The sequence below is a fragment of the Cryptosporangium japonicum genome (genome assembly GCF_039524755.1).
In the GTDB taxonomy this organism is placed as follows: domain Bacteria; phylum Actinomycetota; class Actinomycetes; order Mycobacteriales; family Cryptosporangiaceae; genus Cryptosporangium; species Cryptosporangium japonicum.
In genome coordinates this window covers 335,832-362,651 of record NZ_BAAAGX010000020.1, presented here as the reverse complement: position 1 = coordinate 362,651, position 26,820 = coordinate 335,832, and the positions used below count along the sequence as shown (strand labels likewise).

The window sequence follows — 26,820 nt, the reverse complement described above, 5'->3', positions numbered from 1 at the left end:
CCCGCGGAAATCCCTCAGTACCGCTCGAGCGCCGGCGGCGACGCCTTCGAGCCCGACTTACCGAGCGTGGCGTCGTAGATCTTCTGCCACTCGCCGTCCTTCGCGGAGGCCTCGATGATGTCGTTGACCTTGTCGCGCAGGGCCTTGTCGTCCTTGTTCATCCCGACGCCGTACTTCTCCTCGGAGAACGGCTTGCCGACGACCTTCAGCTTCTCCGGCTGCTGCGCCGCGTAGCCGAGCAGGATCGCGTCGTCCGTGGTCACGGCGTCGGCCTGCTTGTTCAGCACGGCGTCGACGCACTGCGAGTACTTCTCGAACTCGACGGTCTTCGCGTCCTTGTGCTCGTCCTTGATCCGCTGGATCGAGGTCGAACCGGTGGCCGAGCAGACCGTCTTGCCCTTCAGCGTCTCCGGGCCGGTGATCGACGAGTCGTCCTTGCGCACGAGCAGGTCCTGGCCGGCGATGTAGTACGGGCCGGCGAAGGAGATCTGCGCCTTGCGCTTGTCGGTGATCGAGTACGTACCGACGTAGTAGTCGATGTCGCCGTTCACGATCGCCTGCTCGCGGTTCGCGGACGGAATCGCCTTGAACTGGATCTTGTCGTCGCCGTATCCGAGCTTGGCGGCGATCAGCTTCGCCATCGAGACGTCGAAGCCGGAGTACTCGTTCGTCGTCGGGTCTTTGTATCCGAGGTTCGGCTGGTCTTCCTTGACGCCGATGACCACGGAACCGCGGGCCTTGATCGCGTCGAAGGTCTTCGAGCCGGACACCGCGACGGCGCTTTCCACCGTCGACGTCGGCTCGTCACCATTGCTGTCGCCTTCTTTGCCACACGCGGTGAGTGCGAGGGCGCCGGCGATCGCCAGTACGGCGAGCTTCCGGAGCTTCATGTGCTGTCCTCCAGGGGATCCGTCGGTAGGCGGGTCGGAGAATTCTTTTCCGTCGCCGAAAAGGCCGGTGGGTGGAAAAGAGTTCAGTGCGTGAGGATTTTGGAAAGGAAGTCTTTGGCCCGGTCGGAGGTCGGGGCGGTGAAGAACGTGTCGGGGTCGGCGGCTTCGACGATCTGGCCGTCGGCCATGAAGACGACCCGGTCGGCCGCCCGCCGGGCGAAGCCCATCTCGTGCGTGACGACGACCATCGTCATGCCCTCCCGGGCCAGCGAGGTCATGACGTCCAGCACCTCGTTGACCATCTCCGGGTCGAGGGCCGAGGTCGGCTCGTCGAACAGCATGACCTTCGGACGCATCGCCAGCGCGCGGGCGATCGCCACGCGCTGCTGCTGACCGCCGGAGAGCTGCGCCGGGTACTTGTCCGCCTGGCTGGCGATGCCGACCCGCTCGAGCAGTTCCATCGCGTGCTTCTTCGCGGCGTCGGCCGACTCTTTGCGGACCTTGACCGGCCCGAGCATGACGTTCTCGAGGATCGTCTTGTGCGCGAACAAATTGAAGGACTGGAAAACCATTCCGACGTCGGCGCGCAGCCGGGCCAGTTCCTTTCCTTCCGCGGGCAGCGGCGTGCCGTCGATACGGATCTCGCCGTTTTCGATCGGCTCCAGCCGGTTGATCGAACGGCAGAGCGTCGATTTTCCGGAACCGGACGGTCCGACGACGACGACGACCTCGCCCCGACGGATGTTCAGGTTGATGTCCCGCAGTACGTGCAAGTCGCCGAAGTACTTGTTGACCCCCTCGACTGCTACTAGGGGAGTATCGCTAGTCGGCTGATCCGGCATCGGGCTCCTCAGTCAGCGCTAGGGGATTCCTGCGTAGTGCCGAACCCTATTGGACTTAACGACCGGGTTTTAGCGCTCATCGATCACGGACGAGTAACGAGCCGGTCTCGTCGCGACGATCGCATCGCTCGAGCCAGGCCTTCGGCCGAGGCCGTAGGCTGTGACCTGTTATGAGCGCCCCGACTGAACCGGCAGCACGCACCTACTCGGTGCGCACCTTCGGCTGCCAGATGAACGTCCACGACTCCGAGCGCCTGTCCGGGCTGCTGGAGGCGTCCGGATACCGCCCGGCCGAGCCCGGCACCGACCCCGACGTCGTGGTGCTGAACACGTGCGCCGTGCGTGAGAACGCCGACAACAAGCTCTATGGCAATCTGGGGCATCTCGCCTCGGTGAAGCGGCACAAGAAGGACATGCAGATCGCCGTGGGCGGCTGCCTGGCCCAGAAGGACCGCGGCACGATCGTCGAGAAGGCCCCCTGGGTCGACGTCGTCTTCGGCACCCACAACCTGGGGTCGCTGCCGGTGCTGCTGGAGCGCGCGCGGCACAACGCCGAGGCCCAGGTGGAGATCAAGGAGTCGCTGGAGGCGTTCCCCTCGACGCTTCCCGCGCGCCGCGACTCGGCCTACTCCGGCTGGGTGTCGATCTCGGTCGGGTGCAACAACACCTGCACGTTCTGCATCGTGCCGTCGCTGCGCGGCAAGGAGACCGACCGCCGCCCCGAGGACATCCTGGCCGAGGTGCGCGCGCTGGTCGCCGAGGGTGTCCTGGAGGTGACGCTGCTCGGGCAGAACGTCAACTCCTACGGTGCCGAGTTCGGCGACCGCTCGGCGTTCGCGAACCTGCTCCGCGCCTGCGGCGAGATCGACGGGCTCGAGCGCGTCCGCTTCACCTCCCCGCACCCCAAGGACTTCACCGACGACGTCATCGACGCGATGGCCACCACGCCGAACGTCTGCCACCAGCTGCACATGCCACTGCAGAGCGGTTCCGACGCCGTGCTGAAGGCGATGCGCCGCTCCTACCGCTCGGAGCGCTACCTCGGCATCCTCGAGCGGGTCCGTGCCGCGATGCCCGACGCCGCGATCACCACCGACATCATCGTCGGCTTCCCCGGCGAGACCGAGCAGGACTTCCAGGCCACGCTCGACGTGGTGGCCGCCTCGCGCTTCTCGCAGGCGTTCACGTTCCAGTACTCCCAGCGCCCCGGCACGCCCGCCGCCACCATGCCCGGCCAGCTGCCCAAGGCGGTCGTGCAGGAGCGCTACGAGCGGCTGATCGCGCTCCAGGAGGACATCTCCTGGGCCGAGAACAAGAAGCTCGTGGGCCGCGAGGTGGAGCTGCTCGTCGCCACCGGGGAGGGCCGCAAGGACTCCGGAACCGGCCGGATGAGCGGTCGCGCCCGGGACGGTCGGCTGGTGCACTTCGCCGGCGACCCGAGCGTGATCCGTCCCGGCGACGTCGTGACGACGACCGTCACGTACGCCGCGCCGCACCACGCGATCGCCGAGGGCCCGATCCACTCGCACCGCCGCACCCGCGCCGGCGACAACGTCGAAGCCGGCCGCAGGCCCCGCACCAGCGGCGTCGGCCTCGGCATGCCGACGCTCGGCCCGCCGGCCGCACTCCCCGCCCCGGTGTGCGGATAACCCCGTGCGAGTACTCCTGATCGAGGACGACGACCGGGTCGCGGGCGCGCTGTCGGTGAACCTCTCCCGCCAGCAGATGGACGTCGACCGGGTGGGCAGTGCCCAGCGGGCGCTGGAGCGGTTACGCACCGGCGCCCGCCACGACGTCGTCCTGCTCGACCTCGGCTTACCCGACCTGGACGGGCTCGCGCTCTGCAAACGGATCCGGGAGCTCTGCGACGTCCCGGTCATCATGGTCACCGCACGCACCGACATGGCGACCCGGCTGCACGGCCTGCACGTCGGCGCCGACGACTACGTCACCAAGCCGTTCGACCCGCGGGAACTGGTGGCCCGCATCCACGCGGTCACCCGCCGGGCCGCTCGCGCGGTGCCGTCGGACGCGCCGGTCGAGGAGGCCCCCTCGTCACCGGCGCCCACCACCACGATCGCCGGGCCGGGGGGCGTCCAGCTGGACGTGGAACGGCGCGAGGTGACGGTGGACGGGCAGCCGGTCGCGCTGACCCGCAAGGAGTTCAACCTGCTCGCGATGCTGGCGCGCCAGCCCGGCATCGTCTTCACCCGGTCGCGGATCCTCGCCGAGGTCTGGGATTCGGCCTGGATCGGCAACCAGCGCACGCTCGAGGTGCACGTCGCCGCGGTCCGGGCGAAGCTCGGCGTCGCGGGCATCATCGAGACCGTTCGTGGGGTCGGCTACCGCTACCCGGCCGGCTGACCCATGCGAGCCCGCCTGTTCGTGCTCCTGCTGACGCTGATCGCGCTGGTCGTCGTCGCGTTGCTGACGCCGCTGGCGACGAACTACGCCACCAACGCCCAGCGCCAGGTGTACATCGACCGGCTCCAGGACACGAACCGGTTCGCGCTGCTGCTCCGGGACGGGACCGGCACGTCGGAGCTGTCCGCCCTGCGCGACGAGATCGAGCGCTACCACGACGTCTACGGCATCCCGACCGTCGTGCTCGACGGCCACCGCCAGGTGATGCTCAGCTCGAGTCCGGTCGACATCGACGACCCGACGGTCAGCGAACGGATCGACACCGCGCTCTCCGGGCGCAGCACCGAGGAGATGTCGATCTGGCCCTGGCAGGACCATCCGCTGGTCGTGGCGGTGCCGTTCCTGGCCGGGGAGGGCGCCGGGGTCGCCGGGGTCGTCGTCACGGTGTCGCCCACCGACACGTTGCGCACCCGCGTCGGCACGGTCTGGATCGTGTTGGCCGCGCTCAGCCTCGGCGCGGTCGCGCTCTTCGTCGCGGTGGCCGACGCGCTGGCCACCTGGGTGCTCCGGCCGGTGAGCAGCCTCGACGCCGCCGCGCACGCGATCACGTCCGGTGACCTGGAGTCACGCGCGCCGGTCGGCACCGGACCACCGGAACTGCGCCGGCTGGCCCGGTCCTTCAACGAGATGGCCGCCACCGTGAGCGGCGCGCTCGACGCCCAGCGCGCGTTCGTCGCCGAGGCGTCCCACCAGATGCGCAACCCGCTGACCGCGCTGCTCCTGCGCATCGGCAACCTCGCCGACGCGGTCGCCGACGAGAACGCCGGTGACCTGCCCGACCGGGCGAAGACCGAGTACGACGAGGCCATGCGCGAGGGTCAGCGGCTGCAGCGCGTGCTCGAGGAGCTGCTCGCGCTGGCCCGCGCCGAACGTCACCTGGGCGCGGTGCGCCGCGTCGACGTCGGCCCGGTCCTCGACGAGCGGCTCTCGGCCTGGCGGGTGCGGGCCGAGCTGCGTGGCCAGATCCTGGTGCGCTCCGGCGTGGCCAGCGCCGAGGCGCTCGTCGACCCCGAGTCGCTCAGCCGGGTGCTCGACGAACTGCTCGACAACGCCAGCCGCTACGCCGGGGACGACGGTGTCATCGTCGCCGCGCTACGGGCCGGTGTGGGGTCGCCGGGAGTCGTGCGGCTGTCGATCTCCGACGACGGCGACGGGCTCCCGATCACCGAGCTCGACAAGGTCGCCGGCCGGTTCTGGCGCAGCCCCAGCCACGCCAACGTTCCCGGCACCGGGCTCGGCCTGAGCATCGTCACGTCGCTGCTGCAGACGTTCGGCGGCCGCCTGGAGGTCACCACCGGCCCGCAGGGCGGCCTGTCGGTCACCTGTGTGCTCCCGAACCCACCGTCGCCCGTACCCGCCGAGAAGCCCGCGGCCGACGTCACCGAGCCGCCGGTCGCGATCGAGGCGGCCGCCGCTCAGGGCTTGACCGAGCGGTAGTAGCGGATCGCGCCGGGATGCAGCGGGATCGAGCCCGTGCTGATCGCGGAGCGGACGTCGAGCACCCGGCCGCTCGGCACCACCTCGGCGATGCGCCTGCGGTGCGTGAACAGCGCCGAGGTGAGCCGGAAGACCAGGTCGTCGTCGAGCTTGAGGCTGGCCAGCAGGTAGCTGGGCACCGCCGCGGTGCGGGTGTCGCCGACGCCGGCGTAGGTGCCGGCGGGCACGGTGGCGAGCTGGTAGAACGACCCGTACTGGCGGTGCAGCTCCTCGACGTAGCGGTCGAGCGGCAGCAGCCGGATCGGGAGCGTGCCGGCCAGCTCGGCCACCGCCCCGGTGGGCAGCCCGCCGACCCAGAAGAACGCGTCGAGCGTGCCCCGCGCGAGTTGACGGGCCGAGTCGCTGACGCTGAAGCTGCGCCGCACGATGTCACCGTCGTGACCCATGCCGGCGGCGTCCAGCAGCCGCTGCGCGGTGATCTCGACCGACGAGCCCGCCGCGCCGACCGACACCCGTTTGCCGCGCAGATCGGCGAGCGACCGCGCGGTCGAATCGCGTCGCACGACGACCTGGACGTACTCGTCGTAGACCCGGGCGACCGCACGGATCCGGCCCGGCGGAGCGCCGACGTTCCGTTCCAGCGTCGGCGCCTTGAACGCGGTGTCCGCGGAGATGAACGCGAGATCGGCCTGACTGGCGGCGAGCCGGCCCAGGTTGTCGACCGACCCGCCGCTGTTGTCGACGCGGACGGTCACGTCGGGCACTTCGTCACGCAGGACGTCCTCGAGCGCCAGCCCGTACGCCTCGTAGACGCCGCCGGCGCCGCCGGTGCTGATCCGGATCCCACCCGTCGGGTATTGGACCGGATCACACACCGGCTCGCGGCAACCACGTAACGCGACCATCCCGACCGCGGCGATGGCCAGCGCCACCACGGTGACCAGCAGCACCCAGCGTCGTCGCCGGGTCAGGACGGGCAGGACTTAGCCCGCTTGCTCGGCGAGGTCGAGGAACTGGCGCTTGGACGCCAGCGCCTTCTCGGCCTCGGCGATCCGACGCTGGTCACCCTGGGTCTTCGCCCGCTCGAGCTGACGCTCGGCCTTCGCCACCTGCTCACGCATCTGGGCCAGCAGCGGGTTGCTCTCGACGCTGCCGCGGCGCCACTCGGCGTCGGCGGCCACCCGGACCCGCTCCTCGACCGCGCGCAGACGCCGGTCGAGCTGCGCGACGGCCTCGCGGGGCACCCGGCCGATCTCGTCCCAGCGCGCCTGGACGTCACGCATCGCGGCCTGAGCGCCCTTGAGGTCGCTGTCGGGGTCGATCCGCTCGGCCTCGGCCAGCAGCGCTTCCTTCTGCGTCTGGTTCGACTTGAGCTCGGCGTCGCGCTCGGAGAACGTGGCCGAGCGGTGCGCGAAGAACGTGTCCTGGGCGGCCCGGAAGCGCTTCCAGAGCTGCTCCTCGGCCTCGCGCGGGGCGCGGCCGGCGGCCTTCCAGTCGTTCATCAGCTGCTTGAGCCGGTTGGCGGTGGCCTGCCAGTCGGTCGACTCGGCCAGCGACTCGGCCTCGGTGACCAGCTGCTCCTTGATGCCCTGGACCTGCTTGCGCTGCTGGTCGAGGCCCGCGAAGTGGCTGCCACGGCGGCGGCTGAACCCGTCCCTGGCGGCCGCGTACCGGCGCCAGAGCTCGGTGTCGGTCTTGCGGTCGACGCCGCGGATCGTCTTCCACTCGGTGAGGATGTCGCGCAGCCGGTCGCCGGCCACCTTCCACTGGGTGGAGTTGTTCGCGATGTCCTCGGCCTCGGCGACCAGCGCCTGCTTGCGGGTGGTGGCCTCCTCGCGGGCCTTGGCCTTGGCCGCCTTCTGCTCGTCGGCCTTCGCGGACGACTGCTCGATCAGCGCGTCCAGGCGGGTGGCCAGCGCGTCGAGGTTGCCGATGACGTGCGCGTCGGCCAGCGACTCACGCAGCCGGGCGGCGGAGGACTTGGTGTGCGACGCGTCGCTCATGCCGCCCGACAGGCGGGCCTCGAGCAGCTCGACCTCGGTGACCAGGTCGTCGTAGCGGCGCTGGAAGTGGTGCAGGCCTTCTTCGGCGGTGCCGGCCTGCCAGGAGCCGATCGCCCGGTCACCCGCGGCGGTGCGGACGTAGACGTTGCCCTCGGCGTCGATCCAGCCGTGCTCGCTGGACGCGGTGCCACCGGAGGCGGGGGTCGCGCTCGCCGCGGCCGGCGTCGCCGGGGTCGTTCCGGCGGAGCCCGCCGGGGTCGCCGTGGCCGGGGTCGCCGTGGCCGGGGTCGCCGTGGCCGGGGTCGCCGGGGTCGCGGTGGCGGGGATCGCGGTCGCGGGGGTCGGCGCCGGGGTGGCGTCGGCCGGGGTGGGGGTCTGCGCGGCGATCACGGCCGGGCTGGGGACCGGGGGAGCCGCGGCCGGGGTGGGCGCGGGCGCCGCGCTGGGCTCGGCCGCGGTGGGCTCGGCGGCGGTGGGCTCGGCCGCGGTGGGCTCGGCCGGGGTGGGGGTCGCGCTCGGCTCGGCCGGAGGAGTCGCGCTCGGCTCGGCCGGGGGCGCCGGGGTGGGCGCGGTGGCGGCCGGGGTGATGGCCGCGGCGATCACGGCCGGGGTCACGGCCGGCGGGGCCGGGGTGGGTGCGGGCTGGTCCGAAGCGCTCGGCGTGTCGGTGTTCTCCGCGCGCGCCGAAGCGTCCGCCGATGCCTCGTCCGACGCCTCGGCCGACGGCGTGTCGGCGGGCGGGACCTGGGCCGACCGCACGTCAGCGGACTCCGTGGGCGACGACTCCGCAGGAGTTCCCGCGGGCGTGGCCGCGGTGCTGTCGCTGCCGGAAGTGTCCATGACCATCCTCGTTCCCGTTCCGGTGGCGGGTATATTCACCACCGCATCTGCTGCGCCACCCTGCGTGAGCCGGATGCGGCCTCGGACGGGCCGCAGACCGGTTCTCGGGCTGCCTGACGAGCATTGTCACAGGTTCAGGCGAACTACTTCGCACCGATGCGGCGATCGGTGACGCAACTGCTGCTAGATCATCGATCAACCGGGTCACGAACAGCACATTTCGCGTGCCTGTCGGATACCTGGCTGACACGGCGCCGGAGCCCACCCTAGTGCCGGTTACCCTTCCGGGGTGCTGCTCGCCGCCACTGTCTGTCCCCATCCGCCGCTGCTGGTGCCGTCGCTCACCGGTGCGACCGGTCCGGCGGAGCTCCGGGAGACGTGCGTGGCCGCGGTCCGCGACCTGCTCGCGGCCGGCGAGTCGTCCGGCGACGATCTCGACGTGGTGGTGGTCGGCACCGGCCCCACCCCGGGCAGCGCGGCGCCGGACGCGACCGGCTCGCTCGCGGGCTACGGCGCGGCCGTGACCGTGGGCCTCACCCGCGTGGTGCCCGACACGGAGCCGGCCGGCACGCCGACGCTGCCGCTCTCGGTGACCGTCGGGGTGTGGCTGCTCCGGCGGGCCGGCTGGAACGGGCCGGTGCGTGCCCGGGTCGTCACCGAGCACGCCACCCCGGCCGAGTGCGCCGACCTGGGCGCGCGGCTGGCCGGGTACCCGGCGCCCACGCTGCTGCTGGTGATGGGCGACGGCTCGGCGAGCCGCGACGAGAAGGCGCCCGGCTCGCTCGACCCCCGCGCCGTCCCGTTCGACACCGCGGTCGCCGACGCGCTGGCCGCGGTGGACACGGCCGCGCTGGCCGCGCTCGACCCCGGTCTGGCCCGCGAGCTGCTCGCCGCCGGCCGGGCACCCTGGCAGATCCTCGCCGGTGCGGTCGAGGCCGACGGGCGCCCCTGGAAGGGTGAACTGCGTTCGGCCGAGGCCCCGTACGGCGTCGGTTACCTGGTCGCGGCCTGGTCCCCGGCGTGACGCTGCCGGTCGTCGCGGTCGTCGGGCCCACCGCCACCGGTAAGTCCGGGCTGGGCGTGGCGCTCGCCCAGGCGCTGGGCGGGGAGGTCGTCAACGCCGACTCGATGCAGCTCTACCGGGGCATGGACATCGGCACCGCGAAGCTGACGCCCGCCGAGCAGGACGGCGTGCCGCACCACCTGCTCGACGTCTGGCCGGTGACCGAGACGGCCTCGGTCGCCGAGTACCAGCGGCTCGCCCGCGCCGCGGTGGACGCGCTGCGCGCGGCCGGGACGGTCCCGGTGCTGGTCGGCGGGTCCGGCCTCTACGTCGACGCGGTGCTCGACCGGATGGAGTTCCCGGGCACCGACCCCGAGGTCCGCGCCGCCCTCGAAGCCGAACTGGCCGACGCCGGCCCCGCGCCCCTCTACGCCCGGCTCACCGCGGCCGACCCGGCCGCCGCCGCCGCGATCCTGCCCAGCAACGGCCGGCGCATCGTCCGCGCGCTCGAAGTGATCACGCTGACCGGCTCGTTCGCCGCCGAACTCCCCGACCGCCCGGAGCCGTACTACCCGGCGGTCCGGATCGGCCTCGACCGCCCGGTCGAGGAACTCGACGCCCGGGTCGAGGAGCGTGTCCGCGTGATGTGGGACGCCGGGCTGGTGGACGAGGTACGCGCGCTGGAACAGCGCGGGCTGCGTGCGGGCCGCACCGCGTCCCGCGCCTTGGGATACGCCCAGATCCTGCGGATGTTCGACGGCGAGCTCGACGAGCCCGGCGCGATCACCGCCACCCAGGCCGCGACGAGGCGGTTCGTGCGCAGGCAGCGGTCGTGGTTCCGACGCGACGACCGGGTGCACTGGCTCGATCCGACCGACGAGCCCCGCGCGCTGGAGGAGGCGCGGAAACTGATACCTCATGAGTCACACCGGCTCACCCCGGAATCATGCGCCCGCCCTCGTAGGATCTGATGCTGTGAGCGATTCCGCGCCGGCCCCCGGCACCCCTGTGAGCGGCCCCGTGCCGTTCGCCAAGGGCCACGGCACCGAGAACGACTTCGTCATCGTGCCCGACCCGGACGGCGTCCTGGAGATCCCGCCGCAGCTCGTGCGGGCTCTGTGTGACCGCCGGGCCGGTATCGGCGCCGACGGGCTGCTGCGGGTCGTGCGCACCACCCGCATCCCGGAGGGCCTCGGGCTCGACGGCGAGTGGTTCATGGACTACCGCAACGGCGACGGGTCGATCGCCGAGATGTGCGGCAACGGCATCCGGGTGTTCGCGCGCTACCTGGTCGAGGCCGGGCTGGCCAAGCCGGGCACGATGCGGATCTCCACCCGGGCCGGGACGAAGCTGGTCGTCGTGCCGGACGGGCAGAGCGACATCACCGTCGACATGGGGCCGGCGGTGATCGGCTCCGAGGCCGTGGTGCAGGTCGGTGGCCGTTCGTTCGCCGGGATCTCGGTGTCGATGGGCAACCCGCACCTGGTGTGCGGCACGGTGCTTCCGGTCGAGGACCTCGATCTGACGTCGCCGCCGGACTTCGACCCCGCGGCGTTCCCGACCGGCGTCAACGTCGAGATCGTGAACGTTCTCGCCGGTGACGCGCGGACGACGCCGGGCGTGCCGTCGCCGGACGGCTACGACCTGCGGGTGCGGATGCGGGTGTACGAGCGCGGGTCGGGCGAGACGCGCTCGTGCGGCACCGGTGCCTGCGCGGTCGGTGCGGTGGCGCTGCGGTCGGCCGGGAAGACCACCGGCCGGGTCGCGGTCGACGTGCCCGGCGGGCGGGTGGCGATCACGGTCACCACCGCGACGACGCTGCTCGAAGGGCCCGCCGTGCTGGTGGCGGGCGGCCAGCTCTCGCCGGAGTGGCTCGCCGCCGCGGCGGCGCGGCCGGTGATCGCGCAGGCGCCGTCGGAGCCCGAGGGGCCGCGCGCCGTGCTCGGCGAGGTCGTCGAGCCCACCCCGCCGGCGACCCACACCCCGTCCCACGCGGCCCCGTCCGACCGTGCGCCCTCGCGCCCCGCGCCGTCCCACCCGGCTCCGCCCGAGAGCGCACCGCCGCAGCCCGCCCCGGCCCAGCCCGCATCGCCCCAGACCGCACCGCACCAGACCGCACCGCCACGCCCCGCGCCGCCGCAGCCCGCACCGGCCCACCCGGCCCCGCCGGAAGCCGCGCCGTCGCCGTCCACCCCGTCGCCGTCCGCCCCGTCGCGGGCGGCCGGGTCCGAGGGCACGCCGTCGCCGCCCGCGGTGTCGTCGCGGCCGTCGGCGCCCGAAGCCGCGCCCCCGGGGAGCGAGGAGGCCACCCGTGCCGACGCGCGGGCGTCCGACGGCGCGTTCGTGGCCGACGCGATCGTCGAGTGGGTGACCGAGGAGCCGGTGCAGGGATGGGACACCCCACCCCGCCCGCACGCCGAGGCGGACCCCGCCGCGCGGGGCTGGGATCCGGCCCGCGGCCGGCCGCAGCACGCACCGCCACGCAGCTCGAAGGGCCCGGCGCGCTCGGTGGCACCGGCCGGTCCGGTCCCGTCGGTCGAGCCCGTCTCACCGGCCGCGCCGGTGCGGCACACCAGCCCGGCGCCCCCGGTGCGCCCGGTCGGCTCCCGGCGCCGCGGCGAAGCGACCGGATCCTGGGGCACGATCTCACCCTCGGCCGACATCACCGGCGCCTGGCACACGATCCCGACGCCGGAACCGACCGCACCACGGCCGACGGCCACGCCGGGAGCCGAACGCACCGGTTCGTGGCCGACCGTCGACCCGGGCGTCGTGACCGGCGAGCCGGTGGTCACCCCGGGGCTGGGAGCCCTGCTCAAGGCGGTCACGGCGCCGGTCGTGGAGGCCATCGCCGAGGAGTCGGCCGACGAACAGCCCCCGGCCGGAACGCACGCCTTCCCCCGCCCGGCCGCACCGGGCCGCCCCCCGCACACCCCACCGCCCGGCGCACCGGGCGAACCCGCAGCCGTAGGACCCCGCGCGTGAGCCTCGACACCGCACAACTGAAGGAACTGGCCGGCACCGCGGCCGGGATCCTCGACGAAGCCGTCCCGTTCTTCGTCAGCGAGATCGGCGCCAAGGAGGAGGTCGTCAAGGGCGTCGGCGACTGGGCCACCGCCGCCGACCTCGCCCTGGAACGGCAGATCACCGCCGCGCTCGCCGAACGCACCGGCCTGCCGACGCACGGCGAGGAGTTCGGCGGCCACGACCTGCACACCGGCGTCACCTGGGTGCTCGACCCGATCGACGGCACCGCGAACTACAGCGCCCGGATCCCGCTCACCGGCATCGCGCTCGCGCTGCTGGAGGAGGGCCGCCCGGTCGTCGGCCAGATCCGGCTCCCGCTGTTCGGCGAGGCGTACCAGGCGATCGACGGCGGCCCGCTGGAGCGCAACGGCGAGGCGCTGCCCGAGCTGGCTCGCACCCGGCTGGACGACGTCACGATCGCGCTGGGCAACGTCGCACCGAAGGGCACCCACGGCGGGCCGACGCCGCGCTACCCGTTCCGGTTCCGGATGGCGCTGGCCAACGCGGTCGCGCACCAGGCGATGCGGGTGCGCATGTTCGGGTCGTCGGCGGTCGAACTCGCGTGGGCGTCGGCCGGTGCGGTCGGTGCGTCGCTGAACTTCGGCAACCACGCCTGGGACAACGCGGCCGGCGCGCTGATGGTGCGCCAGGCCGGCGGTGAGGTGCGCGACCTCGAGGGTGGCGAGTGGAGTCTCCGGAGCCGCTCGATCCTGGCGGGGCGACCGGGCGTCCTCGACGAGCTCGCCGAGCTGATCGCCGCGCTGGGAGATCCCGCTTCGTACGCGTGAACCGCTTGCCCGGCTTGCGCGGGAGGTTCACCGTGGAGCCATGGAGATCTGGACGATCGAGATTCTCGACGGCCGGTTCTCGGCGGACGTGTGGTCCGCGTCGCACCGCGAGCACCTGGTGGAGGCGGCGGTAACCCACGGGGCCAAGGACTGGCGCTGGGTTCGACGCGACTGGGGGCTCGTCCTCGAGGTCGAGTTCGACGACGTGGACGACTGGTTGCGGTTCCGGGCCACCCCCGCGGTGGCGGCCGCGCTGGACGCGGTGCCCGATCCGGTGAACGGTCTGTTCATCTACCTGGGGCCGGGCGGCAGCAGCGGAGAACGGTCCCGCCGCCGCCCCAAACCCCGCCCCGCCGCCGGCGCCGCCGAAAGACCCATCCCCACGCCGCCGCCCCTCCGAGCCACGCCCACCCCGCACCTCCGCCCCCCAGCGAACGCCGTCGCCTAGCCACGGCAGCGGCCCCCTTCCACCGAACCCGGATCAGGACCACCCCGGCTCCGCGCCAGGCAGCAAGCGGTCCCGTTGAGATGCGCCCCAGCGCGTTCGATCGGGACCGCTCAGTGGCCCTCCGAGCGGTCCCGTTGGGATGCGTCCCAGCGCGCTCGAATGGGACCGCTCAGTGCCCCTCCGAGCGGTCCCGTTGGGATGCGCCCCAGCGCGCTCGAACGGGACCGCTCAGTGCCTCCGAGCGGTCCCGTTGGGATGCGCCCCAGCGCGTTCGATCGGGACCGCTCAGTGCCTCCGAGCGGTCCCATCAAGGCGTACTCCAGCGCGCTTCATCGGGACCGTTTCGGCTCGACATCAGCGTGCTTGCGCACCAGGTAACGCTCCCGGCGCGGTCCATCGCGAGGCCCTCGATCCCTGCCTCGGAGCGGTCCCGTTCAGGCGCGCTCCAGCGCGTCTGAACGGGACCGCTCAACGGCGGGCCGCCGGCGACAGGCGTGAGCCCGTGCGCGCGGCGGCTCGGACGTCTCGGCCGGGGGAGGCGAGGCGCGCGTCGCCCGCCACTGATGCAGGCGCGGACCTGCGTGCGGTGGTTCGCCGCGTGGCGTAGGGATCAGGCAGTTGTACGGCGGGCTGCCTCCGAGACGGCGGCGGCCACCGCCGGCGCCACCGACGGGTCGAACACCGAGGGAACGATGACGCTCGGGTTGACCTTGTCGGCGCCGACCGTGTTCGCGATCGCCTCGGCCGCGGCCAGCGCCATCGGCAGCGTGAACTCGCGGGCCTGGGCGTCGAGCAGGCCGCGGAAGATGCCGGGGAACGCGAGCACGTTGTTGATCTGGTTGGGCTCGTCGGACCGGCCGGTGGCCACCACCGCGGCGTGCTCGCGGGCCTCGCGCGGGTCGACCTCCGGGTCGGGGTTGGCCAGCGCGAACACGATCGACCGGTCGGCCATCGTGGCGATGTCGTCGCCGGTGAGCAGGTTCGGCGCGGAGACGCCGATGAACACATCGGCGCCGCGGACCGCCCCGGCGAGCGAACCGGAGTAGCCCTCCCGGTTCGTGTGCTCGGCGAGCCACTGCATGCTGGGGTTCAGACCCGCGGAGCCGGCGTGCAGCGCGCCCTCGCGGTCGCAGGCGATGATGTCGCCGACGCCCTCGGCGAGCAGCAGCTTCATGATCGCGGTGCCGGCCGCGCCGGCGCCGGACACGACCACCCGGACGTTCTTCATCTCCTTGCCGACGACGCGCAGCGCGTTGGTGAGCGCGGCGAGCACCACGATCGCGGTACCGTGCTGGTCGTCGTGGAAGACCGGGATGTCGAGGTCCTCCTTGAGCCGCGCCTCGATCTCGAAGCAGCGCGGCGCCGCGATGTCCTCCAGGTTGATGCCGCCGTAGACCGGTGCGAGCGCCTTCACGATCGACACGATCTCGTCGGTGTCCTGGGTGTCGAGGCAGATCGGCCACGCGTCGACGCCGGCGAAGCGCTTGAACAGCGCGGCCTTGCCCTCCATCACCGGCAGCGCCGCGGCCGGGCCGATGTTGCCCAGGCCGAGCACGGCGGAGCCGTCGGTGACGACCGCGACCGTGTTCCGCTTGATCGTGAGCCGGCGGGCGTCCTCGGGGTTCTCCGCGATCGCCAGGCAGACCCGGGCCACGCCCGGCGTGTACGCGCGGGACAGCTCGTCGCGGGTACGCAGGTTCACCTTCGGGGTGACCTCGATCTTCCCGCCGAGGTGCAGCAGGAACGTCCGGTCGGACACCTTGCGCACGTCGACGTTCTCGAGCGCGCGCAGCGCCGACACGACGCTGTCGGCGTGCGGCCCGTCGGAGGTGTCGCAGGTGAGGTCGACGACGACGCGGTCGGCGTCCGAGTCGACGACGTCCAGCGCCCGGACGACACCGCCCGCGGTACCGACCGCGGTGGTGAGCCGTCCGACACCCGTGGGGTCAGCGGGAGCGGCGATCCGGATGGTGATCGAGAAACCGGCACTGGGCATCGGGGTGGACACGGGTTTCCTCCGTCTGGCCGGCCCGTGCGGGGGCCGGGGTCGTCTGGTGCGGCACGCGTTGGCGTCGGAATCCTTCCAGAGCCCGCTTCGACGGTGCGCTGAGGTATGGGCCGCAGGATTCGGGGAATCCGACACGAGAAGGAATCCCGGGAGCCTGGGCGTCGTTACCAACCGTAGACCCGGGCGGACACCTCGGTGAACCATCCGAAACTTGAGTTCGTAGGGCATATTCCGGATGCCCGGGAGGCCATGACCGTGTCACGATGCGTTGCATCCGTCCCCCACGAGAGGACCCCGCACTGACTACTGATGGAGTTGATCTGCCGATGAGCCCGACCCCTGCTAGCGCCGGACGTCGAGCCGGCTCACTCGGCGACAGCGCCATCCGGCTCCGCCCCGAGTTGTCCCCGGAGCTGCCGGACGACGGTGACCAGTTCGATCTCGAAGAGCGCAACGCGCTGCGCCGCGTCGCCGGGCTCTCCACGGAGCTCGCGGACGTCACCGAAGTCGAGTACCGGCAGCTGCGCCTGGAGCGCGTGGTGCTAGTCGGTGTCTGGACCGAGGGCAGCGCCGAGGACGCCGACAACTCGCTCGCCGAGCTCGCGGCCCTGGCCGAGACGGCCGGGTCCGAGGTGCTCGAAGGGCTGATGCAGCGGCGCGACCGGCCCGACCCGGCCACCTACATCGGGTCCGGCAAGGCCGCCGAGCTGCGTGAGGTCGTGCTCGCGAGCGGCGCCGACACCGTGATCTGCGACGGCGAGCTCTCGCCGGCCCAGCTCACCGCGCTGGAGAAGGTCGTCAAGGTCAAGGTGATCGACCGGACGGCCCTGATTCTCGACATCTTCGCCCAGCACGCGCACACCCGGGAGGGCCGTGCGCAGGTCTCGCTGGCCCAGATGGAGTACATGCTTCCCCGCCTGCGTGGTTGGGGTGAGTCGATGTCCCGTCAGGCCGGTGGCGCCGGTGGTGGTGCCGGTGGCGGCGTGGGAACGCGCGGTCCCGGTGAGACCAAGATCGAGACCGACCGGCGGCGCATCCGCGAGCGGATGTCCAAGCTGCGCCGCGAGATCAAGGGCATGAAGCAGGCCCGCGACACCAAGCGCAGCCAGCGCAAGCGCAACGCGGTGCCCAGCGTGGCGATCGCCGGGTACACCAACGCCGGCAAGTCGAGCCTGCTCAACCGGCTCACCGGCGCCGGTGTCCTGGTGGAGAACGCGCTGTTCGCCACGCTCGATCCGACGACCAGGCGCACCGAGGCCGCGGACGGGCGCGAGTACACGCTGTCGGACACCGTCGGGTTCGTCCGGCACCTACCCCACCAGCTCGTCGAGGCGTTCCGCTCGACGCTGGAGGAGGTCGCCGACGCCGACCTGCTGGTGCACGTCGTCGACGGTTCCCACCCGGATCCGATCGCCCAGGTCAACGCCGTCCGCGCGGTGCTGGCCGACGTGGACGCGGCGAAGGTGCCCGAGCTGATCGTCGTGAACAAGGCCGACGCGGCGTCGCCGGAGGCGCTGCTGCAGCTGCGGCAGGCGCTGCCGGGTGCGGTGGTGGTCTCGGCGCACACCGGCCAGGGCCTCGACGAGCTGCGGGCCACGATCGAGGAGCGGTTGCCCCGTCCGGCGCTGGAGCTGCACGTCCGGTTGCCGTACGACCAGGGCGGCCTGGTGTCGCGGGTGCACGCGGAGGGCGAGGTGCTCTCCAGCCGGCACACCGAGGACGGCACCGAACTCCACGTCCGGGTGCACCCGGGGCTGGCGGCGGTACTTCAGCCGTATGCGGGCACCGCACAGCACGCCTGACGGGTTCCGGTTGAGTAACGGCGATAATCGCGTTTTGTCGCTTACAGTGAGTGACTGAACACCACATGCGGCGGGTCGATCCACTGGTCGGCCCGCCGTTGTGTCGTCCGTTGGGTTCGTCGTCTCGGCTGAAGAGAGGACGTCGTGAGGCGCCTCTCGCGGCGTCCTTCGCAACGACACTGATCGGCCTCGCCGTGTCTGCAAGACTGGGGGCGTGACACGGTGTGGACGGATACTGGTGGCGCTTCTGCTCGGGGTGGGCTTCGGCCTGCTGCCGGGTGGTTCCGTCGCGTGGGCCGCGCCGGAGAACGTCTGCACGGTGAACGACCAGAAGTTGTCGACGATCAGCGGATTGGTAGCGGTCGACGACGGCTATGCGGTCGTCGCTGAGGGTGACGATTCGGTAGCGCAGGCCCAGATCTTCGTGCTCGACTCGAAGTGCGCGGTGAAAGAGACGCTCACCTCGACCAACAAGCCACGCGCCCCGGAAGACCTCATCCGGACCTCCGACGGTTCGTACTGGGTCGCTGACATCGGTGACAGCGACTCCGCGCCGGAGCGTGACACGATCGCCGTGCACCTGTTCCCCGCGTCGGGTGATCCGACGATCCAGCGGATGCGCTATCCCGACGGGGCGAAGAACGCCGAGGCGCTGCTCGTCCAGAACGACAACATCCCGGTCATCGTCACCAAGACGACGACCGGCCAGGCGAAGGTCTACCAGGCCAGCCAGGGCATCAGCGGGCCGTCGAAGTCCGCCGAGGAGGCCGTCCCGCTGACGCTGGTCGGCACGCTGACACTGGGCGGCACCGAGCAGGTCACCGGGGGCGCGATGTCGCCCGACGGCAAGAAGGTCGCGCTGCGCACGTACAACTCGATCTACGAGTGGGACGTCGCCGGCGGTGACATCGCCAAAACGCTGATCTCCGCGAAGTCCCGCAAGGTGGCGCTCACCGGCCAGCAGGGCGACAAGACCGGCGAGGCGGTCGCGTACTCGGCCGACGGCAAGTCGTTCCTGACCGTCTCGAAGTCCGCCGGTGCGTCGATCCAGCGCTTCGCGGTCGGCGACACCGGCTCCGACACCGCGGCGGCCGACCCCAAGGGCGGCGACTCCGACACCGGCGGCGGCATCCTCTCCGGCATCAGCTTCTCCCAGATCACCACGCTCGTCTCGGTGGTCGGCGTGATCGGCCTGGCGTTGCTGGCCGTCGGCATCGTCGGCATCGTGCGGTTCCGGAAGGCCGCGGCGCTGGGCCCGACCAGTGGGCCGCCGCGGTCCGGTCCCCGGGTGGGGATGGGGCCGCGTGTCGGCGGTCCGGATCCGGACGCCCCGGAATCCTCGTCGGAGACCATGAACCTGCCGCGCGTCACCGGCGCGGTGTACGGCGGGCGGCCCGAACCGGCACGCGGTGGCGCCCCGGTTCCGCCGTCGCCGCGAGGTTCGGCGCGGCCGGGCGGCGGGTCCGACTGGGGGCCCGGCACCGCGGGGTTCCGCTCCGAGGGTCCGGCGTCCGGTGCGGCGTCGGTGTCGGGAGCGGCGTCGGTGTCCGGTGCCGCGTCGGTGTCCGGGGCCGCGTCCGTCTCGGGGGCGGCGTCGGTGTCCGGGCCGGCCGCCGGGCGGGGCACGGTGTACGGCGGAGGCGGAGGCGGGGGTCGTCCGGGTGGTTACGACCCCGAGACGTCGAACGGCGGCCGGCGCTACGACGCGGAATCGACCGGCGGTGGGCGTCGCTACGACTCCGAGACGTCCAGCGGTGGCCGTCGCTACGACGCGGAGTCCACCGGCGGTGGGCGTCGCTACGACTCCGAGACCTCCAGCGGTGGCCGTCGCTACGACGCGGAGTCCACCGGTAGCGGGCGGGTGCGCCGTGACGGGCCGCCCCGCGATCCGGAGACGACCGGCAGCGGCCGGGTGAGCGGTTCGGCGCGGCCCGGTGGCCCCAACCGCGGCGCGGCCCGGCCGGGTTCGGGGTCGGCGCCGCCGCCTCCGCCGGTCGACCGGTCCGCTCCCACCCGGGCCCGGCGCGCCTCACCGCCGCCTCCTCCGGGCACGACGTACGGCGGCGGTGCCGACCCCGACGGCCGCGGCCGGGACTGGTCGGAGACCAGCGGTGGTCGCGGTGGCCGCGGCGACGGGGAGTGGGAGACGACCGGGAGCGGGCGCGCCCGTCCACCGGGCGACCGCATGCGTCCGCCGCCGCCTCCGGGCGGGAACGACCGCGGGCGGGGCCGCCGCGAGGACGACGGACGCCCGCCGCCCCCACCGGGCGCGGGACGGCGCCCACCACCGCCCCCGGATCGTGGTGGCGACTACTGAACGACGACGGCCCGGCCCCCGCACTGCGGGGACCGGGCCGTCGTTCGTGTGCTGACGGGTGCTCAGAGGCGGCGGAGCACCGTCACGACGCGGCCGAGGATCGTGGCCTCACCACCGGGGATCGGCTCGTACGCGGCGTTGTGCGGCACCAGCCACACCTCGCCGTCGCGGCGGCGCAGACGCTTCACGGTGGCCTCGCCGTCGAGCATCGCGGCCACGATGTCGCCGCTGTCGGCATCGGGCTGCTGCCGGACGACCACCCAGTCACCGTCGCAGATCGCGGCCTCGACCATCGAGTCACCGACGACCTTCAGCAGGAACAGGTTCCCGTCACCGACGATCTCGCGCGGCAGCGGGAAGACGTCCTCCACGGCCTGCTCGGCGAGGATCGGGCCACCGGCGGCGATCCGCCCGAGCACCGGCACGTTCACCGGGGCCGGACGCCCGTCGACCTCGGCGGCGTCCGCGGACGACGCGATTCCCCCGCCGATCTCGACGACGGTGCCCTTGGCCGACGCGCCCGGGGTGCGGATGTCGACCGCGCGGGGCCGGTTGGGGTCGCGCCGGAGCAGACCCTTCTCCTGCAGCGCCTGCAACTGGTACGCGACGCTGGACGGCGAGGTGAGGCCGACCGCTTCGCCGATCTCGCGGACGCTCGGCGGGTAGCCACGCTTCTCCACCGAATCGCGGATGACCTCGAGGATGCGGCGCTGGCGCGGGCTCAGCGGCGTCCCGGCGGTGGTGGTGCTGCGGCGCCCGCGGCGGCGGGGGGCGGCCGGAGCGGCATCGTCGGCGGCTACGGGGTCGGAGACGGCCTCGACCTGGCCGGCGCCGGCGGTCGGCGCGGCGGTTACGCCACCGTCTCCATCCGTCGAGCTGCGGCCTTGTCGCGTCACGGTTACCTCCTCGTCTGACGGCACCGCCGCCGTCACCTCATCTGTTGACCGTAACCACTGTGGACGCGGATTTCAAACACACGTACGACATCGGCGCGTCGTGGACGGGTCGGAACGAGGTGCGGGGCTGCTCGTCGGCTGATGTTCTCGGATGGGCCGCGCGACCGAGGAGGTGTCGTGCAACCGGAGCCGAACATACGGTCGAACAAATGGTGTGGCAAGCCTGGTATCGGATTCGGGAACGTGGTAAAGATCGTACACGCGTTCGTTCGAACGCCCGTACGTGTACGGCTTCCCCGGGGGGTGCGTGTGGTCACGCTCAAACTGGTGCCGACGCTGCCCGAGGCGTCCGATCCCTTCGAGCAGGCGGTGCGAGCCGGTGCTGGTCGCTCGCCGTCCGCCGAGCGGGCGCTCGCGGCCAGTCGGGCGGCGCACCCGGCGGGCAAGGGGCTCGCCCGGCGCGCGGCCGACCTGCGGGTGGTTCCGGCGCCCGCCGAGGCCCGGGTGCCCCGGCAGCGCACGGCGGACTGTCGGCCGGTGCCGGGGCGTCGGCGGGCCGGCGGGGCCGCGGAGCCCCGAAGAGTCGCGCGGCCCCCGGTCGGGAGCGGGGGCCGGTCCCGGCGGCGTGGNNNNGGCCCCGCCGCCGGGCCGGCCACCGGTCCGGTGCCGCTGCGCCTCACCCGGCGCGGCCGGGCGCTGATCCGCAGCGCGGTGCTGCTCGGCGTCGTGCTCGCCGCGGTGTCGCTGACCGTCGCCACCCGCGCCGACGACGTCACCCCGGTGTCCTCGCGCAGCATGGTGGTCACCGAGCACGACACGCTCTGGACGATCGCCGAGGAGGTCGCTCCCGATCGGCCGCGCAGCGAGACGATGGCCGAGATCCGTGAGCTCAACGACATGACCGACGCCACTGTGCACGTCGGCCAGCGAATCCTGATCCCGGCACCTCGGTAGGGTGGCGTTCCGACATCGGATCGGAGCGTGCGCATGCGGGTGGCCCTGGTGTACGTCGGGCAACCGGAGAGCGAGCTCCGCCCGGTCATGAGCCCGCCGATCGGCCCGCAGCTGCTCGGTTCGCTCCTGCTCGAACACGGCGCCGACGTCGAATTGTTCGACTCCCGCCTGCAGCCGGCCGACCGCTTACTGGCGGCCATCGACGACTTCGACCCCCGGCTCGTGGGGTTCAGCTATCTCTCCCCGAACGCCGACGAGGCGGTCACCCTGGCGCACGCGGTCCGCGGCCCGGGGCGGGTCGTCATCGCCGGTGGTGTGCACGCCAGCATCCACACCGAGGCCACTGTCGCCACCGGGGCGTTCGACTGCGTGGTCCGCCGCGAGGGCGAGTCGGCCGTCCTCGATCTCTACGACCGGGTCGTGGCCGGTGAGGCGCTTCCGCCGATCGTCGAGGGCACGGCCTGGCCCGACGTCGACGCGCTGCCGCCCTACGCCGACTTCGACTGCTACCGGGGCGTCTACGCCTCGTCCGACGCCTATCGGCCGGTCTATCTGCAGCTCGGCCGCGGCTGCCCGATGCAGTGCACGTTCTGCGAGCTGCCCAACCGCTCGGTGTTCGAGCCGCCCCGGCGGCGCTTCCGCACGGTCGAGCGGGTCATGGCCGAGCTGCACGAGTACGTGCGCCGCTGGGGCGTGGACTTCGTGACGATCGCCGACCCCATCGCCACCCTGAACCTTCCGTTGCTCATGGGGGTCGTGCGCCGCATGGACGCCGAGCTGCCCCACGTCGGGCTGATGTTCAACGGACACGTCAACCGCTTCAGCCCGGCGCTGGCCGAATGCCTGGGCGAAGCGCAGGCCGGGCGCGACCGCGAGGGACAGCGGATCACGGTCTGGTTCGGGTTCGAGAGCGGCTCGCAGCGGCTGCTGGAGTTCATGCGCAAGCGCACCACGGTGGCCGACGGGGTGGCGGTGGCCGAGCTCTGCCGGCAGCACGACGTGCAGGTGGGTGCCAACCTGCTGCTCGGAGTGCCGACCGAGACCGACGAGGACTACGCGGCCCACCACGCGTTCATGGACACGATCGCGCCGACGTTCCCGAACCCCAACATCCTCAACCCGCTGCCGGGCACCGAGATGTACGACTACTGCGCCGCCCGGGGGCTGTTGCGCGACCCGGACGACTACTCGATCTGGCGCGACACCGACATCGCCGCGCGCGGCGAGGGACCGGTGCTCGGGATCGACTACGAACGGGTGCTGGCCACCTACCGCCGGTATCGCGAGCAGCCGGAGCCCGACCCCGAGCCACGCTACCGGTCGTGGGCGTCCGACGACTGAACCACAACAGGTTGTGGATAACTCGGCTTCGAGGGACACGCAGTGTCGTGAGTAACCCACCGGTTGTAGAAGTTGTCCGTGTTATGGGATGAACCCGGCGGGTCGGCTTGCGGTCGTGGGGCTGCAGGCCTACGGTTGCCACTAGATCTAGTGCTTACGAGCGTGTAACTCACCTACAGATGGTGTGTTCGCCTCAACCGGGGATGGGAGCGCGCCGTGAAGTGCCCGTACTGCCGGCATCCGGACTCGCGGGTGGTTGATTCCCGCGAAGCCGAGGACGGGCAGGTCACTCGGCGGCGGCGTTCGTGCACCCGGTGCTCCAAGCGTTTCACCACGGTCGAGGAAGCCGTACTGGCCGTCGTGAAGCGCAGTGGGGTCAGCGAGCCGTTCAGCCGCGCCAAGGTCGTCGCGGGCGTGCGCAAGGCCTGCCAGGGACGGCCGGTCGACGCGGATGCGTTGGCGGTGCTGGCACAGAAGGTCGAAGACGCGATTCGGTCGCGGGGCGCGGCCGAAGTTCCGTCCCACGAGGTCGGCCTGGCCATCCTCGGTCCGTTGCGTGAGCTCGACGAGGTGGCCTACATCCGGTTCGCCAGCGTCTACCGCTCGTTCTCCTCGCTGGAGGACTTCGAGGCGGAGATCGCGACGCTCCGGCAGAGCCATGCCGCCGAGGCTCCGCGGCCGGTAGTGGAGATCACCGCGTCTCCGCCCGGCGACAGTGAGCTGGTGAACGCCAGCCCATAGCAGTACCTATCCGTGCGGCGGTTCGGCTCGGGGCGGATCCGAAACGTCGAGGGCGCAGCCTTGTGGGCGCGCCCGGTAACTCCGTGCAGTAAACGCGAGCGCGTCGAAGGCGTGCGCTTCGCCATGCCCGCGTGCGGGCTTTCCGAAATTCGTACAGGCGAGAATGATCACGAGGGACAGGGGACGCCGATGACCGAGACGGTTGGCTCATCAACGAACGGAGCCGCTCCGGCTCCGCGTGCGCGCAAGGGCGCGTCCAAGCCGGTGGGCCTGACTGTCGAGCGGGTGTTCACCACGGCGGGCGTCCACCCGTACGACGAGGTGACCTGGGAGCGTCGCGACGTCGTCATGACGAACTGGCGCGACGGCAAGGTCAACTTCGAGCAGCGCGGTGTCGAGTTCCCCGACTTCTGGTCGCTGAACTCCACGAACATCGTCACCACCCGGTACTTCCGGGGTGCGCTGGGCACGCCGCAGCGGGAGAACAGCCTGCGCCACCTGATCGACCGGGTCGTGCGCGTCTACCGCAAGGCCGGCGTCGACCACGGCTACTTCGCGACGCCGGAGGACGCCGAGATCTTCGAGCACGAGCTGGCCTGGATGCTGCTGCACCAGGTGTTCAGCTTCAACTCGCCGGTCTGGTTCAACGTCGGAACCGCCGCTCCCCAGCAGGTGAGCGCGTGTTTCATCCTGTCGGTCGACGACGAGATGGACTCGATCCTGAACTGGTACCGCGAGGAGGGCCTGATCTTCAAGGGCGGCTCCGGTGCTGGCCTGAACCTCTCCCGCATCCGCTCGTCCAAGGAGCTGCTGGCCAGCGGCGGCACCGCGTCCGGCCCGGTCAGCTTCATGCGCGGCGCCGACGCCAGCGCCGGGACGATCAAGTCCGGTGGCGCCACCCGCCGGGCCGCGAAGATGGTCGTGCTCGACGTCGACCACCCCGACATCGAGGAGTTCATCGACACCAAGGCGCGCGAGGAAGACAAGATCCGCGCCCTGCGTGACGCCGGGTTCGACATGGACCTGGGCGGCAAGGACATCAACTCCGTCCAGTACCAGAACGCCAACAACTCGGTCCGCGTCTCGGACGAGTTCATGAAGGCGGTCGAGGACGGCGGCGAGTTCCACCTCCGGGCCCGCCTGGACGGCTCGGTGATCGACACCGTCGACGCCCAGGGCCTGTTCCGCAAGATCGCCAAGGCCGCCTGGGAGTGCGCCGACCCGGGCATCCAGTACGACGACACGATCAACGACTGGCACACCACGCCGGAGTCGGGCCGCATCACCGCGTCCAACCCGTGCTCGGAGTACATGCACCTGGACAACTCGTCCTGCAACCTCGCGTCGCTGAACCTGATGCGGTTCCTGCGCGCCGACGGCACGTTCGACGGGGCGACGTTCGTCAAGGCCGTCGAGCTGGTCATCACCGCGATGGACATCTCGATCTGCTTCGCGGACTTCCCGACCGAGCCGATCGCCGACACCACCCGCAAGTTCCGCCAGCTGGGCATCGGCTACGCCAACATCGGCGCGCTGCTGATGGCCACCGCGCACGCCTACGACTCCGACGGCGGCCGTTCGCTGGCCGCGGCGATCACCTCGCTGATGACCGGGACCGCCTACCGTCGCTCGGCCGAGCTGGCCGGCATCGTCGGGGCGTACGAGGGCTACGCACGCAACGAAGAGGGCCACAAGCGCGTCATGCGCAAGCACGCCGCGGCCAACGACGCGGTGCGTCCGGTCGGTGCGGACTCCGCGCGCATCCTCGAGCTGGCCACGGCCGAGTGGCAGAGCGGCCTGAAGATCGGTGAGAAGAACGGCTGGCGCAACGCGCAGGCCTCGGTGCTGGCTCCCACCGGCACGATCGGCCTGATGATGGACTGCGACACCACCGGCATCGAGCCCGACCTGGCCCTGGTCAAGTTCAAGAAGCTCGACGGCGGCGGCTCGATGCAGATCGTCAACCAGACGGTCCCGCAGGCGCTGAAGACGCTCGGCTACCAGGACGAGCAGATCGAGGCGATCGTCGAGCACATCGCCCAGCACGGCCACGTCGTGGACGCTCCCGGCCTGCGCCGCGAGCACTACGAGGTGTTCGACTGCGCGATGGGCGAGCGGTCGATCCGTCCGATGGGCCACGTCCGGATGATGGCCGCGGTGCAGCCGTTCATCTCCGGCGCGATCTCCAAGACCGTCAACCTGCCCGAGACCGCGACGATCGAGGACATCGAGAAGGTCTACGCCGAGGGCTGGCGGCTCGGCCTCAAGGCCCTCGCCGTCTACCGCGACAACTGCAAGGTCGGCCAGCCGCTGTCGGTCGGCGGCAAGAAGGCCGACGCCGCGCGGGCGGCCGCGGCCACCGCGGCCCCGGAGACGGTGATCGAGTACCGTCCGGTGCGCAAGCGCCTGCCGAAGACCCGCCCGAGCACGACGACGTCGTTCTCGGTGGCCGGCGCCGAGGGTTACCTCACCGCGTCGCGGTACCCGGACGACGGTGTCGGCGAGGTCTTCCTCAAGCTCGGCAAGCAGGGCTCGACGCTGGCCGGGATCATGGACGCGTTCTCGGTCGCGATCTCGGTGGCGCTGCAGTACGGCGTGCCGCTCGAGCAGTACGTCGAGAAGTTCCGCAACATGCGGTTCGAGCCGGCCGGCATGACCGACGACCCGGACATCCGGATCGCCAGCTCGGTGATCGACTACATCTTCCGGCGGCTGGCGCTCGACCACCTGCCCCGGGAGACGCGCGCGGAGATGGGCATCCTGACCAACGCCGAGCGGGCGGCCGAGCTCGACGGTCCGTCGGCCGACGAGGTGGACATCGCCGGCATGGCGGTGTCGGCCCCGGTGTCGGAGCCCGCGCCCACGCCGGCGCCGGCGTCGGCGCCCGTGCCGCGCGACGTCACCACCGCGCACTCGTCGACCGAGCTGCTCGAGCTGGTGCAGGGAATGGCCGCGGACGCTCCGCTCTGCCTGACCTGCGGCACGAAGATGCGGCCGGCCGGGTCGTGCTTCGTCTGCGAGGGCTGCGGCAGCACGTCCGGCTGCAGCTGAGTTGATCG

General features: G+C 72.1%; 18 protein-coding genes and 1 pseudogene. 13 read left to right on the top strand and 6 right to left on the bottom strand.

Annotated elements, in window-relative coordinates; all coding sequences use genetic code 11:
- Positions 1-14: 14 nt before the first annotated feature.
- Both ABD437_RS26840 and ABD437_RS26835 read right to left on the bottom strand, forming a co-directional pair.
- Complete coding sequence (locus tag ABD437_RS26840; RefSeq protein WP_344651690.1) at positions 15-890, bottom strand: glutamate ABC transporter substrate-binding protein; 876 nt, start codon at positions 888-890, stop codon at positions 15-17.
- An 83-nt stretch (positions 891-973) separates the two neighbouring features.
- Positions 974-1,732 (bottom strand): amino acid ABC transporter ATP-binding protein, encoded by a 759-nt coding sequence (locus tag ABD437_RS26835; RefSeq protein ID WP_344651689.1) that lies wholly within the window; start codon positions 1,730-1,732, stop codon positions 974-976.
- A 170-nt stretch (positions 1,733-1,902) separates the two neighbouring features.
- Between ABD437_RS26835 and miaB the strand changes: the two genes are divergently transcribed.
- Genes miaB through ABD437_RS26820 form a run of 3 tightly spaced genes read left to right on the top strand, consistent with a single transcriptional unit; the run spans position 1,903 to position 5,593 of the window.
- On the top strand, positions 1,903-3,381 hold the full coding sequence (miaB, locus tag ABD437_RS26830; RefSeq protein WP_344651688.1) for a tRNA (N6-isopentenyl adenosine(37)-C2)-methylthiotransferase MiaB: 1,479 nt from the start codon (positions 1,903-1,905) through the stop codon (positions 3,379-3,381).
- A 4-nt stretch (positions 3,382-3,385) separates the two neighbouring features.
- On the top strand, positions 3,386-4,096 hold the full coding sequence (locus ABD437_RS26825) for a response regulator transcription factor (protein WP_344651687.1): 711 nt from the start codon (positions 3,386-3,388) through the stop codon (positions 4,094-4,096).
- A 3-nt stretch (positions 4,097-4,099) separates the two neighbouring features.
- Positions 4,100-5,593, top strand: a complete 1,494-nt coding sequence (locus ABD437_RS26820; protein ID WP_344651686.1) for a sensor histidine kinase — start codon at positions 4,100-4,102, stop codon at positions 5,591-5,593.
- On the opposite strand, the gene ABD437_RS26815 is transcribed toward ABD437_RS26820, so the two are convergent.
- Together ABD437_RS26815 and ABD437_RS26810 are read right to left on the bottom strand one after the other, a co-directional pair.
- Positions 5,572-6,543, bottom strand: coding sequence for a TAXI family TRAP transporter solute-binding subunit (locus ABD437_RS26815; protein WP_344651685.1), 972 nt, complete (start codon positions 6,541-6,543; stop codon positions 5,572-5,574). The two genes, ABD437_RS26820 and ABD437_RS26815, sit on opposite strands and share 22 nt — an antisense overlap.
- A gap of 33 nt (positions 6,544-6,576) precedes the next feature.
- Positions 6,577-7,758, bottom strand: a complete 1,182-nt coding sequence (locus ABD437_RS26810) for a DUF349 domain-containing protein (protein ID WP_344651752.1) — start codon at positions 7,756-7,758, stop codon at positions 6,577-6,579.
- 967 nt (positions 7,759-8,725) lie between these two features.
- On the opposite strand from ABD437_RS26810, the gene ABD437_RS26805 reads away from it, so the two are divergent.
- The 5 genes and pseudogenes from ABD437_RS26805 to ABD437_RS26785 all read left to right on the top strand — a co-directional run bounded on the left by ABD437_RS26805 (position 8,726) and on the right by ABD437_RS26785 (position 13,702).
- Positions 8,726-9,460 (top strand): class III extradiol ring-cleavage dioxygenase family protein, encoded by a 735-nt coding sequence (locus ABD437_RS26805; protein ID WP_344651684.1) that lies wholly within the window; start codon positions 8,726-8,728, stop codon positions 9,458-9,460.
- Positions 9,461-9,462: 2 nt separating this feature from the next.
- Complete coding sequence (miaA, locus tag ABD437_RS26800) at positions 9,463-10,410, top strand: tRNA (adenosine(37)-N6)-dimethylallyltransferase MiaA (protein WP_344651751.1); 948 nt, start codon at positions 9,463-9,465, stop codon at positions 10,408-10,410.
- Between the two features lie 49 nt (positions 10,411-10,459).
- Positions 10,460-11,314: pseudogene (gene dapF / locus ABD437_RS26795) on the top strand (diaminopimelate epimerase); the annotation flags it as partial.
- Positions 11,315-12,420: 1,106 nt separating this feature from the next.
- Positions 12,421-13,254 carry an inositol monophosphatase family protein gene (locus tag ABD437_RS26790; protein ID WP_344651683.1) on the top strand — a complete coding sequence of 278 codons (834 nt, stop codon included), beginning with the start codon at positions 12,421-12,423 and terminating at the stop codon, positions 13,252-13,254.
- Positions 13,255-13,294: 40 nt separating this feature from the next.
- Positions 13,295-13,702: a hypothetical protein gene (locus tag ABD437_RS26785; RefSeq protein WP_344651682.1), complete on the top strand. Its 408-nt coding sequence runs from the start codon at positions 13,295-13,297 to the stop codon at positions 13,700-13,702.
- A gap of 610 nt (positions 13,703-14,312) precedes the next feature.
- Here ABD437_RS26785 and ABD437_RS26780 read toward each other — a convergent pair.
- A complete protein-coding gene (locus ABD437_RS26780) occupies positions 14,313-15,698 on the bottom strand; it encodes an NAD-dependent malic enzyme (RefSeq protein ID WP_344651750.1) in 1,386 nt (461 codons plus the stop codon).
- 338 nt (positions 15,699-16,036) lie between these two features.
- Here ABD437_RS26780 and hflX point away from each other — a divergent pair, with 338 nt between their 5' ends.
- Positions 16,037-17,512, top strand: a complete 1,476-nt coding sequence (gene hflX, locus ABD437_RS26775) for a GTPase HflX (RefSeq protein WP_344651681.1) — start codon at positions 16,037-16,039, stop codon at positions 17,510-17,512.
- A gap of 238 nt (positions 17,513-17,750) precedes the next feature.
- Positions 17,751-19,829: a hypothetical protein gene (locus ABD437_RS26770; protein ID WP_344651680.1), complete on the top strand. Its 2,079-nt coding sequence runs from the start codon at positions 17,751-17,753 to the stop codon at positions 19,827-19,829.
- Positions 19,830-19,891: 62 nt separating this feature from the next.
- On the opposite strand, the gene lexA is transcribed toward ABD437_RS26770, so the two are convergent.
- Positions 19,892-20,509 carry a transcriptional repressor LexA gene (gene lexA / locus ABD437_RS26765; protein ID WP_425558251.1) on the bottom strand — a complete coding sequence of 206 codons (618 nt, stop codon included), beginning with the start codon at positions 20,507-20,509 and terminating at the stop codon, positions 19,892-19,894.
- A gap of 1,203 nt (positions 20,510-21,712) precedes the next feature.
- On the opposite strand from lexA, the gene ABD437_RS26755 reads away from it, so the two are divergent.
- From ABD437_RS26755 to ABD437_RS26745, 3 genes are all read left to right on the top strand, one after another.
- Complete coding sequence (locus ABD437_RS26755) at positions 21,713-23,020, top strand: B12-binding domain-containing radical SAM protein (protein WP_344651749.1); 1,308 nt, start codon at positions 21,713-21,715, stop codon at positions 23,018-23,020.
- Positions 23,021-23,236: 216 nt separating this feature from the next.
- Positions 23,237-23,761 (top strand): transcriptional regulator NrdR, encoded by a 525-nt coding sequence (gene nrdR, locus ABD437_RS26750; RefSeq protein ID WP_344651677.1) that lies wholly within the window; start codon positions 23,237-23,239, stop codon positions 23,759-23,761.
- 189 nt (positions 23,762-23,950) lie between these two features.
- Positions 23,951-26,812 (top strand): vitamin B12-dependent ribonucleotide reductase, encoded by a 2,862-nt coding sequence (locus ABD437_RS26745; RefSeq protein ID WP_344651676.1) that lies wholly within the window; start codon positions 23,951-23,953, stop codon positions 26,810-26,812.
- Positions 26,813-26,820 lie beyond the last annotated feature (8 nt).